Origin of the sequence: Cytobacillus sp. Bva_UNVM-123 (assembly GCF_046351715.2) — a bacterium.
Taxonomy (GTDB): Bacteria; Bacillota; Bacilli; order Bacillales; family Cytobacillaceae; genus Cytobacillus.
Map to the genome: position 1 here is coordinate 2,799,788 of NZ_CM177772.1, position 14,036 is coordinate 2,813,823.

Sequence of the window (14,036 nt, forward strand, 5' to 3'; positions counted from 1 at the left end):
TCCTCACTTATAGTAAATTGTAGCATAGAAAACACTAGTTAAATGTTGTTGGATAAATTTGCTATAAAGAAAGAGACAAACTATTTTTTAGCATCTGAACTCTCCAAAAATAGTTTGTCTACAGTCTGAGACTGACTAATGTCAGTCTTTTTTTATGTCCAAACTTTCAATGCACACGAAGCTAATTCCTATTAAAAAAGCAACAAACCATTTATTTTGTCTAAAATATGACAAAAGTGTACGGTGTGAAGTACTTCACAGTTTCCACTATCTCGATATTGTTACAGTGAAGCTAAGCTAATAATTCAAATAAATTATTAAGATTTGAAAGGGAGAGATTTTTATGAAGAAGCGTTCACCTTTACAAAATCGTCTCAAATATTTAAAACCAATAGAAAAACAAGCCAATAATCATAGCCAAACAACTTATGAAAATCGAAATTGGGAACAAGCATATCGCCAAAGATGGCAGCATGATAAAGTTATTCGTTCCACACATGGAGTAAACTGTACCGGATCATGCAGCTGGGATGTTTATGTAAAGGATGGCATTGTCACATGGGAGGGTCAAGCATTAGATTATCCTTCAACTGGACCTGATATGCCTGACTTTGAGCCGCGCGGTTGCCCTCGTGGAGCAAGCTTTTCGTGGTATATTTACAGTCCATTACGTGTGAAATATCCATATGTTCGTGGTGCTCTTTTAAATATGTGGCGTGAAGCCTTAAAAGTGAATGAAAGTCCGTTAGAAGCTTGGAAGAGCATTGTCGAAAACCCTGAAAAAGCTAAGGCATACAAGCAAACACGGGGAAAAGGTGGACTAGTTCGGGCTGAATGGGATGAAGTATTGAAGCTAATCTCAGCATCTATGCTTTATACAATCATTAAATACGGTCCAGATCGAAACGTCGGCTTTACACCGATTCCGGCAATGTCGATGGTAAGCTATGCTTCTGGTTCACGGTTTATGCAATTAATGGGTGGTCCAATGCTTAGTTTCTATGATTGGTATGCTGACCTCCCTCCTGCTTCACCACAAATTTGGGGAGATCAGACAGATGTACCTGAGAGCAGTGACTGGTACAATTCTGGTTATATTATGACTTGGGGCTCAAACGTTCCGCAAACAAGAACACCTGATGCTCATTTCCTTGCAGAAGTACGATATCGTGGAACTAAAGTTGTCTCTGTTAGCCCAGACTATGCTGAATCGACCAAATTTTCTGATGACTGGATGAAAGTAAAGCAAGGTACTGATGGTGCGTTAGCAATGGCAATGGGACATGTTATTTTAAAAGAGTTTTATGTCGAAAACCAGCATGACTATTTTATTAATTATTCAAAACAATATACTGATTTCCCTTTCGTCGTCACATTGAAAAAAGACGGAGACCATTTCATCCCTGACCGTTTCCTCAATGCTGTTGATCTTGGGAAAAATACTGGAAATGGAGAGTTTAAACCTGTCCTTTTTAACGAATTAAATGGAAAATTTGTCATCCCACATGGAACAATGGGGGCAAGATGGGAAGATAAAGCAAAATGGAATTTAAAAATGCTGGATGAAGAAACTGGAGAGAACATTGATCCAAGACTATCCTTCCAAGGTATTGAAGAAGAAATTGCAACCGTTAAAATTCCATATTTTTCACATGATGGAAATCGAGTGCTCTATCGCAATGTGCCAGTGAGAAAAGTAGAAAGCAATGGAAATATTTTTTATACAACGACCGTTTATGATTTAACGTTAGCTAACTATGCGGTTGATAGAGGTCTTGGTGGTGAGACTGCCAAATCACTTGACGATGATATTCCCTTTACTCCAGCATGGCAAGAAAAGATTACAGGAGTGAAAAAGGAACTTGTTGTAAAAATTGCTCGTGAATTTGCGCAAAACTCCCTTGATACAGATGGGCGCTCCATGATTATCGTTGGCGCTGGAATTAACCATTGGTTCAACTCAGATACCATTTATCGGGCAGTATTAAACCTTGTCCTTTTTGTTGGTGCTGAAGGTGTTAATGGCGGCGGCTGGGCTCACTATGTTGGTCAAGAGAAGCTAAGACCTGTTGAGGGCTGGCAAACGATTGCGACTGCAAAAGACTGGTCAGGTCCGCCAAAACTACAAAATGGAACATCATTTTTCTATTTTTCAACAGATCAATGGCGTTATGAAGAACAGCCGGTTAGCGAACATATTTCACCTATTTATGATAAAGCACGCTATGACCATTATGCTGATTACAACGTGATGGCTGCTAGACTTGGCTGGCTTCCTTCTTATCCAACATTTAATCAAAATGGGATTGATATTTATAATGAAGCCGTTAAAACAGGCGCCCAAACACCTGAAGAAATTGGTCGTTTCGTAGCTAACCAACTGAAAGAACGCAAATTACAGTTTGCTATTGAGGATCCGGACAATCCTGTTAACTTCCCAAGAAACTTATTTGTTTGGCGATCAAACTTAATTTCAAGCTCAGGTAAAGGCCATGAATATTTTCTAAAGCATTTACTAGGAACAACGAGTGGAGTATTGAATGATGATGAAGACAGCTTAAAACCAGAAGAAGTGAAATGGCATGACGAAGCAGCTGAAGGAAAACTTGATTTATTAATCAATTTAGATTTCCGTATGGCTGGAACTGCCCTTTATTCTGATATCATCCTTCCTGCTGCAACATGGTATGAGAAGCATGATTTAAGCAGCACAGATATGCACCCGTTCATTCATCCGTTTAACCCTGCAATATCAGCACCTTGGGAAGCACGCTCAGACTGGGAAATCTTTAAATCGATTGCAAAATCAGTTTCCAATTTGGCTGCCGAGCTCGATTTGGAGCCAATTAAAGAAGTTGTTGCTACTCCACTTCTACATGATACTCCACAAGAAATGGCTCAGCCATTCGGAGTAATTAAAGATTGGAGCAAAGGCGAATGTGAGCCGATTCCTGGTAAAACCATGCCACAAATTCATGTAGTCGAGCGAGATTTCAAGCTTATATATGAGAAAATGACTTCCTTAGGACCTGGCGTTAAAAATACCCCATATGGAATTAAGGGAATCAATTGGTCTGCTGAAGAGGAATACAACAAGCTGAAAAACGTCCTAGGAACTGTTCGTAGCGGCATTGGTGAAGGTTGTCCAAGTCTTGACACAGCGAAAAATGCTTGTGAGGCTGTATTAACATTATCCTCCACTTCAAATGGCAGAATGGCGGTTAAAGCTTGGGAAGCTCTTGAAAAGAAAACAGATCTAAAGCTTACAGATTTAGCAGCAGAACGCGAGGAAGAATGCTTTACTTTTGCCCAAATCACATCACAACCAAAAACAGTTATTACCTCTCCTGCCTTCAGTGGTTCTGAAAAAGGTGGGCGCCGTTACTCACCTTTCACAACAAATGTCGAGCGGCTTATACCTTGGCGAACAATTACGGGCAGACAATCATTTTATATTGACCATGAAATGATGCAGGAATTTGGTGAAGCAATGGCAACATTTAAACCTATTTTGCAGCAACAGCCATTTAAGAAAAATCGACCAAATGCAGAAGGAAAAGAAATTGTCTTAAACTATTTAACTCCACATAATAAATGGTCTATTCATAGTATGTATTTCGATTCCCAGCCGATGCTAACACTGTTTCGCGGAGGACCAACTGTTTGGATGAATAAAGAAGATGCCAATGAAGTTGGTGTGGAAGATAACGATTGGATCGAATGTTTTAATCGCAATGGTGTAGTCGTGGCAAGAGCCGTTGTATCTCACAGAATTCCTAGAGGAATGGCTTTTATGCACCATGCTCAAGACCGACATATTAATGTTCCTGGAACGAAATTAACGAGCAATCGTGGAGGCACCCATAACAGTCCTACACGAATCTTTGTAAAACCAACTCATATGATTGGCGGATATGCTCAATTAAGCTATGGCTTTAACTATTACGGACCAACCGGAAATCAGCGTGACGTAAATGTCATTATCCGCAAACTTAAGGAGGTTGATTGGCTTGAAGATTAAAGCGCAAATTGGAATGGTCATGAATTTAGATAAATGTATTGGCTGTCATACTTGCAGTGTTACATGCAAAAACACCTGGACAAATCGTCCAGGTGCAGAATATATGTACTTTAACAACGTTGAAACGAAGCCTGGCATTGGCTATCCTAAACGATGGGAAGATCAAGACTTATACCGTGGAGGCTGGGAAGTAAAAAACGGAAAACTACAATTAAAGTCTGGTTCAAAAACGAATCGTTTACTTAATTTATTTTATAACCCTAATCTTCCGACAATCGATGATTATTATGAGCCTTGGAACTATGATTACGAAACATTAACAAATAGCCCAGAGCGGAAAACTCAACCTGTGGCCCGTCCGAAATCTGCCTTAACTGGTGAATTTATGGAGGTTCTTTGGGGACCAAACTGGGAAGATGATTTAGCTGGCGGTCATATAACTGGTCTACAAGATCCGAATGTCGAAAAAATGGAAAATCAAATTCGGACTGAATTTGAAGAAGTATTTATGATGTATTTACCAAGAATATGCGAACATTGTATTAACCCATCATGTGTGAGTGCTTGTCCATCAGGAGCAATGTATAAACGTGATGAGGATGGAATCGTTTTAGTTGACCAAAATGCATGCCGTGCATGGAGACACTGTGTCTCTTCATGTCCATACAAAAAAGTTTATTTTAACTGGCAAACAAATAAAGCCGAAAAATGCACATTATGTTTTCCAAGAATTGAAGCTGGACTACCAACGATTTGTTCAGAAACTTGTGTTGGTCGGATTCGTTATCTCGGTGTCATGCTTTATGATGCAGATAAAGTTGAACAAGCAGCTTTGGCAAATGAAAAAGATTTGTATCATGCTCAATTAGACATTTTTCTAGATCCAAATGATCCCGAAGTCGTAGCAGCTGCAAAGAAAGAAGGCATTCCAATGGCATTTATCGAAGCAGCACAAAAATCACCCATTTATAAAATGATTATTGATTGGAAAATTGCCCTCCCACTCCATCCAGAGTATCGGACAATGCCAATGGTATGGTATATCCCGCCATTAAGTCCAATCATGAATATGTTCGAGGGAGTAGGAAGCCATTCAAGCGAAGATGACATTTTCCCTGCTATCGATCAAATGCGAATTCCAATTGAGTACTTAGCTAATTTTCTCACAGCAGGTGATGAAACACATATTCGTAACGTTTTAAAGAAAATGGCAGTGATGAGAACATTTATGAGAAGCGTCCAAACGAAAAAACAACCTAATCTTTCAGTCGTTGAACAATTAGGATTAACCGAACAAGATATGCATGATATGTACCGTCTGCTTGCCATCGCTAAATTTGAGGACCGTTTTGTTATTCCTCCTTCACATCGTGAGGAAGTCGCTAACCTTTATGAAGAACAAGGAAGCTGTGGCCTAGCATTTGCTGGTGGTCCAGGTGCTTGTGGGACACTTTAAAATGAAAGTGGGTGTTTGTAAATGAATTATCAGCAACTCCAAGAAACTTTTCAGCTTTGCTCCTATTTATTAAGCTATCCTGATCAGGAGTATATCGATTCAGTTGAGGAAATGGAATCTGAACTTGAATCGATGACAATTCCGCATATTAAAGAGGAAATCGGCTATTTTTTTCAGAAGGCTAAAAATATGGCACAAGCTGAATTAGTTTCAATATATGTGAACACATTCGATTTCGGGAAAAAATCGAATCTCTATGTGACATATATGTCAAACGGTGAACAGCGTGAACGTGGGATGGATCTCCTTTTTTTGAAGAATTATTATAAGCTACACGGATTTTCGGTAACTGACAAAGAATTACCAGATTACTTACCAATTATGCTCGAATTTGCTAGCCTTGTTGATGAAGAGATAATGAAGCCTGTTTTTGAACGATATCTCGTGAACATGAAAGAAATTGCAGGAAATGTTAACCCAAATGATAATTTATATGGCCATCTGTTGAGAGCCATTATGTTAGCTCTTCAAGAAGCAGGCATAACAAAGTCTGTAAGAAGGAGTGAAGAATTATGTTTGAACAATTTTTATGGGTAGTTCTCCCATATATTGTGTTAACCATCTTTATCGGAGGACATATATATCGTTATCAGCATGATCAATTTGGCTGGACTTCTAAATCAAGTGAATTATTAGAAAAAAAATTATTAAGAATTGGCAGCAATTTATTCCACTGGGGTATCATCTTTGTTTTCGGAGGTCACGTAATGGGCTTATTAATCCCAATAGGTGTATATGAAGCAATGGGAGTATCTGAGCATCAATACCATACTATAGCATTAATAGGCGGTATACCAGCTGGGATTGCGGCAACAGTCGGGATATTGATTCTTCTTTATCGCCGCATGACTGTTCGCAGACTCATTGCGACAAGTACGAAAGGTGATTGGGTTTCACTTATATTTCTTTTAATTGTTATCCTATCTGGAATGTCTGCAACATTTTTGAATATTGATTCTAATGGATTTGACTACCGGGCAACGATTGGTCCTTGGCTCAGAGGTGTACTGCTCTTCCATCCAGATGTCAGCTATTTAGAAACCGTCCCAACTTGGTTCAAAATCCATATGCTAGCTGCATTCGGGCTTTTTGCTTCATGGCCGTTTACTCGTCTGGTTCATGTGTTTAGTGTGCCATTCCGTTACTTATCTCGAAGCCACGTTATATACCGTAAACGTGGACCAAAGCAAGAAAGTGTTTAAGCAAATATTAAAGTAAAATTCATTAAATAATTAAAGCCACGTGTAAAGACGATAATTGTCTTTTCGCGTGGCTTTTTAACTCCCTATTTCTTATATTGAGCCTTATATTGTTCTTCTTCCTTCTTTGAACAATAAACAAAATGTCCAGGAGTAATTTCTCTCATCTCTAGTTCATCATTGTCACTATAATTATGAACTTTAAGATCATACGTTTTTCGAATGCGAATCCGTTCAATTTCAGGATCAGGACGCGGAATCGCCGATAGAAGTGATTGAGTATAAGGATGCATTGGGTTTTTATATAATTCTTCGGAACTTGCAAGCTCTACTAGCTTGCCGAAATACATGACCCCTATTCGATCACTAATATATTTAACCATTGAAAGATCATGAGCAATAAATAAATAGGTTAACCCTTTTTCTCGTTGAAGCTTTCTCATTAAATTAACAACTTGCGCTTGAATCGAAACGTCCAAAGCAGAGATCGGTTCGTCAGCAATAATGAAATCGGGATCAACAGCAAGTGCACGGGCGATGCCTATTCGTTGTCTTTGACCGCCGGAAAATTCATGTGGATAACGATTCGCATGCTCCTTATTCAATCCTACTGTTTCAAGAAGTTCATAAACTTTTTCCATTCGCTCTTTCTTAGTTTTTGCCAGTCCGTGAATATCAATCCCTTCTGCGATAATATCAGCCACTGTCATACGTGGATTAAGAGAAGCATACGGATCTTGGAAAATCATTTGCATTTTCCTATTAAATTTCTTAAGTTCTCTTGCTGATTTTTTACTATGGACATCTTCACCATTAAATAGAACTTGGCCACTAGTAGCTTCATAGAGTCTAATAATCGTTCTACCTGTTGTCGATTTCCCACATCCCGACTCCCCAACTAATCCAAGTGTTTCCCCTTTATAAATATCGAACGTAATTCCATCAACAGCCTTAACCATATTTGATTTACTACTATTAAAATATTGCTTCAAATTTTTTATTTCAACTAATTTCTCAGCCACTTTATTTGCCCTCCTCCACTAAAATTGGCTTAACAAATTGGGAGGTTAATTTACGCTGCCTTTTTAAAACAGCTTCTGGCGGTACTACTTTAGGTGCATCAGGATGAAGGAGCCAAGTTTTGGCAAAATGCGTTTCTGAAATTTGATAAAATGGAGGCTCTTCCTCAAAATCAATCGCTAAAGCGTAATTGTTCCTTGGTGCAAATGCACAGCCTTTCGGTGGGTTCGTTAAATCCGGCGGTGTACCCGGAATTGCAGCAAGTTCTGCTTTATCATCATTATCTAAACTCGGCATTGATGCTAACAATCCCCATGTGTATGGATGTCTTGGATCGTAGAAAATTTCATCAACCGTTCCCATTTCAACAATTTGTCCAGCATACATAACTGCTACACGATCTGCCACATTTGCGACAACACCAAGATCATGTGTAATAAAAATAATGGATGTATCCATTTTACTTTGCAAATTTTTCATTAATTCGAGAATTTGTGCTTGAATCGTTACATCTAAAGCTGTTGTAGGTTCATCCGCTATTAACAGCTTCGGATTTGCGGCTAAAGCAATTGCAATCATTGCACGTTGCCTCATCCCACCTGAAAACTCATGTGGATATTGATTTACTCGTTTTTCAGCCATAGGAATTCCAACTAGCCTAAGCAACTCAATTGCCCGAGCTTTCGCAGTACTTTTTGTCATTTTTTGGTGCTTAATTAATACTTCCATAATTTGATAGCCAATTCTCAATGTAGGATTTAAAGAAGTCATCGGATCTTGGAAAATCATACTTATTTCCTTGCCGCGAATTTTCTCCATTTGCTTTTCTGTTTTCGGAACGATATCTTCTCCATTGAAAAGAATTTCACCACCTGTAATTTTTCCGGGAGGCATCGGAATTAGTTTCATAATTGTCTGTGAAGTAACACTTTTACCTGAGCCTGATTCACCTACAATAGCAAGAGTCTCCCCTTTATGAAGGTCAAAGCTAACTCCTCGAACTGCTTGAACTTGTCCTCCATAAGTCTGGAATGAGACAGCTAAATCTTTCACTTCTAATATTTTTTCCATATTCTCACTCCCTGTCTAGCTCCGGCGTCTAGGGTCTCGAGGTCTTAAGTCAATCTGCCAAGAAGACTAAAGGACAGTCTTCATGCCAGCTCGCCTTAAGCTTGTCGCCCCTGGCAAGCCGCCTCGGCTTTTCCTATTTACGAAGTCTTGGATCAAGAGCATCACGCAAACCGTCACCAACAACATTAAAGGCAAAAATGGTTAAACAAATAAAAGTCGCCGGGAAAAATAACCGCCACGGATAATACTTTAATGCTGGTAACCCATCATTTGCCATCGTTCCCCAGCTAGCTAGAGGCGGAGTCAATCCCAGTCCTAAATAACTTAAAAAGGCCTCTGTAAAAATAGCATTTGGAATTGTTAATGTCATTGTGACTAGAATTGGCCCCATTGAATTAGGAATTAAATGACGGAACATGATTCGATTCGTATTGGCCCCAAGTGTTTTCGCAGCAAGTATATATTCTTGTGTTTTTAAAGAAAGAACTTGCCCGCGGACAATTCTTGCCATATTAATCCAACCAATGATGGACATTGCGATAATCATCGTCCAAAGATCTTGTCCAAGAACGACCATTAATAAAATGACGAGCAATAAATATGGAATTCCGTAAAGTACATCAGCAATCCGCATCATTATTTCATCTGTTCGTCCGCCTTTATAGCCCGAAAGTCCACCCCATATAACTCCGATAAAGAGATCGATCAATGCAGCAGCTACACCAATAAAGATGGAAATTCTTGCCCCTTCCCATGTACGTGTGAAAACATCCCGTCCGAGATCATCTGTACCAAACCAATGCTCTGCTGATGGGGGTTTATTTTTATTCGTTAAATTATTTGTTGCATAATCATAGTCTGTTAAATGCGGTCCGATAATAGCCATGAGAATAAGGAGAAATAACAAAAACAATCCAAATAACGCTAGTTTGTTTTTTCTAAAGCGAATGAAAACATCTTTCCAAAACGATAGACTTGGTTTTGAGATTTTTTCAGCTTCTGAAATCCTTGTTCCAACAAGTTGAAATTTATCCTTTGAATGCTGCATCAGTTACTCCCCCTTCTTCCCACCGGCAAGTTTAATTCGTGGGTCGATGATTCCATATGCAATATCAACAAGGAGAATGGATAAGAGTAATAGAATACTATAGAATACCGTAACCCCCATAATGACAGTATAATCGCGGTTCCCAATACTTGTAACAAAGTGAGCTCCTAGTCCTGGTATTCCGAAAATCCGCTCAATTATAAAGCTTCCAGTTAAAATTCCCGCAGTCAATGGTCCCATATAGGTTACCACTGGAAGCAATGCGTTGCGGATCGCATGCCTTACTGTTATTACCCCTTGGCTTAATCCCTTTGCCTTTGCCGTTCGAATATAATCATTGTTTAAAACTTCAAGCATGCTTGAACGAGTCAATCTTGCAATGAATGCCATTGGTGTAGAAGCTAGGGCAACAGCTGGAAGAACAGTATGCATAAAAGATTCCCAGCGGGCAACGGGAAAAATTCCTAGTTTTATTGCAAAGATATATTGCAAAACAGAAGCCATGATAAAGGACGGAACTGAAATTCCTAAAACTGCAAAAATCATAGCTGAGTAATCTTGCCATTTATTATGCTTTAATGCAGCAATAATACCTAAAAGCACTCCAATTGAAACAGCTAAAAAGATCGCTTCCATCCCAAGAACGAATGATACTGGAAAACCCTCATTAATCAAATCATTGACAGTTTGGGCTTTATATTTAAATGACGGTCCAAAATCCCAATTTACGATCCTTACTAAATATTCCCCATATTGGACATACCAAGGCTGATCGAGCCCAAAATGAGCATTTAGGTTCGCCTCAATTTCTGGCGGCATTTTCTTTTCAGAGGTAAATGGGTTTCCGGGAGCAATGCGCATAAAGAAAAATGTCGCTGTAATAATTAGCCATAATGTTATTAACATAAAAAGTAAGCGCTTACCAATATATTTAGCCATCATTTAACACCTCCAATTCTTTTCATGAACATGAATAAATTTGGCCTTTATAGTAATTAGGCAAAAAAAGGTATACGAGGGGGAAATCTTCCCTGCCCCATATACCTTCAGGTCAAGTTAACTGTTATTTATTCAAAGTAAGCCCACTTGTACTGGACATCTCCAAGTCCAGATACAGCAACATCTTTTAAATTATCAACTTGCACCCATGTATTTGTATAGAAATAAATTGGTGCAGCCGGCATATCCTCCATAAAGACCGCTTCTGCATCCTTCAGCATTTGCTGACGCTTATCAGCATCCCCTTCATTAGCAGAGTTATTAAGTAACTCTTTAAATTTAGGATTTTCCCAACCAGTATTATTGTTACCACCATCAGCATCACGGTACATTTCTAGGAAGTTAATCGCATCGTTAAAGTCTCCTAGCCATCCCATTCGACCAACTTGGTAATCTAGCGCCGTCATCTTATCAAGGAAAACAGCCCATTCCTGATTATCAAGCTCTACCTCAACTCCAAGATTATTTTTCCACATATCTTGAATCGCTTGAGCAATCTTTTGATGATTTTCACTTGTATTATAAGAAAGTGTAACAGCAGGAAACTCTGAAACATCCTTATATCCTAGCTCTTCCAATCCCTTTTGCAAAAATTCTTTTGCTTTTTCTACATCATTATCTGCGAAATAGCCTTTTTCATTTTCAGGGAACATTGATGGCGGTACGATTGCCATTGCTGGAAGTTGTTCACCTTGTGTAACATTCTCAATTAATTCTTGACGGTTAATTGCATAAGTAAATGCTTTACGAATGTTCACATTATTAAATGGCTCTTTCGTTACGTTAAACTTATAATTATAAACCCCAGCAATTGCTTCAACATTGAGACGTCCTTCATCTCTCAAGTGCTGCATCGCATCTGTTGGAAGATTTCCTGTTGGCATCCCAGCCCAATCAAGCTCGCCATTATCAAACATTGACAGCTCTGTGTTTGGATCATTAATCATAATCATCTCAATTGAGTTAAGCTTTACAGAATCTGCATCCCAATACTGTTCGTTTTTCTTTAAAAGAATTTTGTCGCTATGAGACCATTGTGTCATAACGAAAGGTCCGTTCGTTGTGTAATTGTCGCCAGCATCATTTGCCCAATTTGGATTTGCTTCAGCAATTTTACTGTTGATAGGTAAGTAAGTATAGAAAGCTGTTAACTCCAAGAAATAAGGAGTTGGGTTCTCGAGTGTAACTTCAAGTGTTTTCTCGTCTAATGCTTTAACACCAACATCATCTAAAGAGCCGCCAGCTGTATTTGCTGCCTCACCACCCTTAACATAATACAATTGGTAAGCATATTCAGATTGATTTTTTGGGTCTAAGGCCCATTTCCAAGCATATTCAAAGTCTTTTGCAGTAACAGGATCACCGTTTGACCAGACCATATCACGTAATTTAAATGTATAAACTGTTTGGTCATCTGAAACTTTAATATCTTCTGCAGCCGCATTCTCTGCAACACCGTCTTGATTAATTCGTGTTAATCCTTCAAAAGTTTGGCGCAATACAGTTCCTGAAGTCGTATCCTTTGCTAAACCTGGGTGCAAGGAAGGTGGTTCTGTATTAATATTAATTCGTAAATCTTGTGCAACCTCCTCGGCAGCCGGCTCTTTATTTCCTTCATCTTTTGGCTTTTCTTCACCTGTACTTGCTTTATTCCCATTACAAGCAGCAAGGAACATGCTAAGAACAAGCAACAAGCTAAATAAGATTGATAATCTCTTTTTCAAAGTATTTCCCCCTTCTCTATTTTCCAAACGATCTTTACTATTTTAATATTTTAAAATGTTATAAAAGCTTCTGGATATATTATGTAATTTAAATAGTTTGCCAAATAAAGGAAGATTACAAACTATAAAAGAATTCTAGTTGTAAAATTAAAAATTATTTTAAAGTAGCAAAGTTTTCGTTTGTTATGATAATTATAAATAGTTAGATAACTTTATGCAAGCAACTTTTTCTACTTTCATCCTCATTTGGAATATGATCACGTAATTTCTTGAAACTACCTAAAAATGGTATATACTTGGGAGTAATTATTTCCCTTAAAACAAAAAAAAGTGCTTAAAAAGCACCTGACAAGCCACATTATTCTTCCTATTATTCTGGAGAAGCTCCTTCTCTAGCAGCCTCACGTTCATCATGCCAAAACTTAATATGTGTTAAGATCGTGAGCAAGAGAAAAAAGTTCATCGCCCATACATTAACAAACGGCCTTATTCCTCCAAATTCAATCGTATGATAGCCTTTGAAGTAGAGGACAATATAAGACTCAATAAATACTAATATAAAGCCACCAATTCCGGCCGCTAAAATTCGAATCATCCCTTACCCCTCCATTACATAGCGTCTTAAAAAAAGTATAATTCATTTCCAATATTTTAACAAGGAATAGTTCATAAAATTGACAAATTTAACGCACATTTTTTATTGACAAATTCATTTTATGTTTTTTCAATTGATTTCCACACTTTATTTTTCATACAATTGAGTATATTCGATAAGATCCTGCAAACTGGAAATATTTCATGATATTGTCAAATTACTTTTACTAATTTGTGACTTAGATCACAATTCGCAGTTTTGTTTTTATTTCCATGATATTCTATAAATGTAATAATAATTATATTTTTGAAAGGAAGAGATGGGGATGTTTGTAAAATGGTTGAGAGAAAGCCAAATTGCTGCTGGCTTGTTAACTATTATTAGACTGTATCTTGGTTATTCTTGGCTTACTGCCGGGTATAAAAAAGTTTTTGGTGAATTTGATGCCGCAGGTTTTCTTCAAGGGGCGGTAGCTAAAGCATCTGGTGACCATCCAGCAGTTCAAGCTTGGTGGGCAAGCTTCTTAGATAGTGTGGCTGTTCCAAATGCTGGATTATTTACTTTTCTTGTTGCATGGGGAGAGCTTTTAGTAGGGCTTGGTTTAATTCTCGGATGTCTAACAACTGCAGCTGCTTTTTTCGGTATTGTCATGAACTTTGCATTTCTTTTCTCTGGAACAGTAAGTACAAATGCACAGATGGTCGTATTAACAATATTTATTTTAGTTGCTGGTTATAATGCTGGAAAATTTGGTTTAGACCGTTTTGTCATTCCACTCATTCGAAAGCCATTCAATAAGAATACTGTGCAAGCTTAAGTCGAATTGTTAGAATGAAAAAGCAC

Annotated in this window: 11 protein-coding genes; 5 read left to right on the forward strand and 6 right to left on the reverse strand. The window is 38.2% G+C overall.

Annotated elements, in window-relative coordinates:
* Window positions 1-343: 343 nt before the first annotated feature.
* The 4 genes from KDN24_RS13940 to narI are packed head-to-tail and all read left to right on the forward strand — an operon-like array spanning window position 344 to window position 6,739.
* Window positions 344-4,021, forward strand: coding sequence for a nitrate reductase subunit alpha (locus tag KDN24_RS13940; protein ID WP_525931247.1), 3,678 nt, complete (start codon window positions 344-346; stop codon window positions 4,019-4,021).
* Entirely contained in the window at window positions 4,011-5,477 is a 1,467-nt protein-coding gene (gene narH / locus KDN24_RS13945) for a nitrate reductase subunit beta (protein WP_409973666.1), read from the forward strand. The genes KDN24_RS13940 and narH overlap by 11 nt, the downstream gene beginning before the upstream one ends.
* Before the next feature lie 21 nt (window positions 5,478-5,498).
* Entirely contained in the window at window positions 5,499-6,074 is a 576-nt protein-coding gene (gene narJ, locus KDN24_RS13950; RefSeq protein WP_409973665.1) for a nitrate reductase molybdenum cofactor assembly chaperone, read from the forward strand.
* A complete protein-coding gene (gene narI / locus KDN24_RS13955) occupies window positions 6,050-6,739 on the forward strand; it encodes a respiratory nitrate reductase subunit gamma (protein ID WP_409973664.1) in 690 nt (229 codons plus the stop codon). Before narJ ends, narI begins: the two co-directional genes overlap by 25 nt.
* 83 nt (window positions 6,740-6,822) lie before the next feature.
* On the opposite strand, the gene oppF is transcribed toward narI, so the two are convergent.
* The 6 genes from oppF to KDN24_RS13985 all read right to left on the reverse strand — a co-directional run bounded on the left by oppF (window position 6,823) and on the right by KDN24_RS13985 (window position 13,193).
* Window positions 6,823-7,758, reverse strand: a complete 936-nt coding sequence (gene oppF / locus KDN24_RS13960; RefSeq protein WP_409973663.1) for an oligopeptide ABC transporter ATP-binding protein OppF — start codon at window positions 7,756-7,758, stop codon at window positions 6,823-6,825.
* A 1-nt stretch (window position 7,759) separates the two neighbouring features.
* Window positions 7,760-8,827, reverse strand: coding sequence for an ABC transporter ATP-binding protein (locus tag KDN24_RS13965; RefSeq protein ID WP_409973662.1), 1,068 nt, complete (start codon window positions 8,825-8,827; stop codon window positions 7,760-7,762).
* A gap of 133 nt (window positions 8,828-8,960) precedes the next feature.
* Window positions 8,961-9,875 (reverse strand): ABC transporter permease, encoded by a 915-nt coding sequence (locus KDN24_RS13970; RefSeq protein WP_409973661.1) that lies wholly within the window; start codon window positions 9,873-9,875, stop codon window positions 8,961-8,963.
* 3 nt (window positions 9,876-9,878) lie between these two features.
* Window positions 9,879-10,814, reverse strand: coding sequence for an ABC transporter permease (locus KDN24_RS13975; RefSeq protein WP_409973895.1), 936 nt, complete (start codon window positions 10,812-10,814; stop codon window positions 9,879-9,881).
* Between the two features lie 128 nt (window positions 10,815-10,942).
* Window positions 10,943-12,598, reverse strand: a complete 1,656-nt coding sequence (locus KDN24_RS13980) for a peptide ABC transporter substrate-binding protein (RefSeq protein WP_409973660.1) — start codon at window positions 12,596-12,598, stop codon at window positions 10,943-10,945.
* 370 nt (window positions 12,599-12,968) lie between these two features.
* Window positions 12,969-13,193, reverse strand: coding sequence for a hypothetical protein (locus KDN24_RS13985; protein WP_409973659.1), 225 nt, complete (start codon window positions 13,191-13,193; stop codon window positions 12,969-12,971).
* Window positions 13,194-13,518: 325 nt separating this feature from the next.
* Between KDN24_RS13985 and KDN24_RS13990 the strand changes: the two genes are divergently transcribed.
* Window positions 13,519-14,010: a DoxX family membrane protein gene (locus KDN24_RS13990; RefSeq protein ID WP_409973658.1), complete on the forward strand. Its 492-nt coding sequence runs from the start codon at window positions 13,519-13,521 to the stop codon at window positions 14,008-14,010.
* Window positions 14,011-14,036 lie beyond the last annotated feature (26 nt).

Bases quoted from the DNA above. Each gene is read 5' to 3' on its own strand.
- KDN24_RS13965 (WP_409973662.1), bottom strand. From the start codon at position 8,827: ATGGAAAAAATATTAGAAGTGAAAGATTTAGCTGTCTCATTCCAGACT.
- KDN24_RS13985 (WP_409973659.1), bottom strand. From the start codon at position 13,193: ATGATTCGAATTTTAGCGGCCGGAATTGGTGGCTTTATATTAGTATTT.
- KDN24_RS13940 (WP_525931247.1), top strand. From the start codon at position 344: ATGAAGAAGCGTTCACCTTTACAAAATCGTCTCAAATATTTAAAACCA.
- KDN24_RS13975 (WP_409973895.1), bottom strand. From the start codon at position 10,814: ATGGCTAAATATATTGGTAAGCGCTTACTTTTTATGTTAATAACATTA.
- KDN24_RS13970 (WP_409973661.1), bottom strand. From the start codon at position 9,875: ATGCAGCATTCAAAGGATAAATTTCAACTTGTTGGAACAAGGATTTCA.
- narJ (WP_409973665.1), top strand. From the start codon at position 5,499: ATGAATTATCAGCAACTCCAAGAAACTTTTCAGCTTTGCTCCTATTTA.
- narI (WP_409973664.1), top strand. From the start codon at position 6,050: ATGTTTGAACAATTTTTATGGGTAGTTCTCCCATATATTGTGTTAACC.
- KDN24_RS13990 (WP_409973658.1), top strand. From the start codon at position 13,519: ATGTTTGTAAAATGGTTGAGAGAAAGCCAAATTGCTGCTGGCTTGTTA.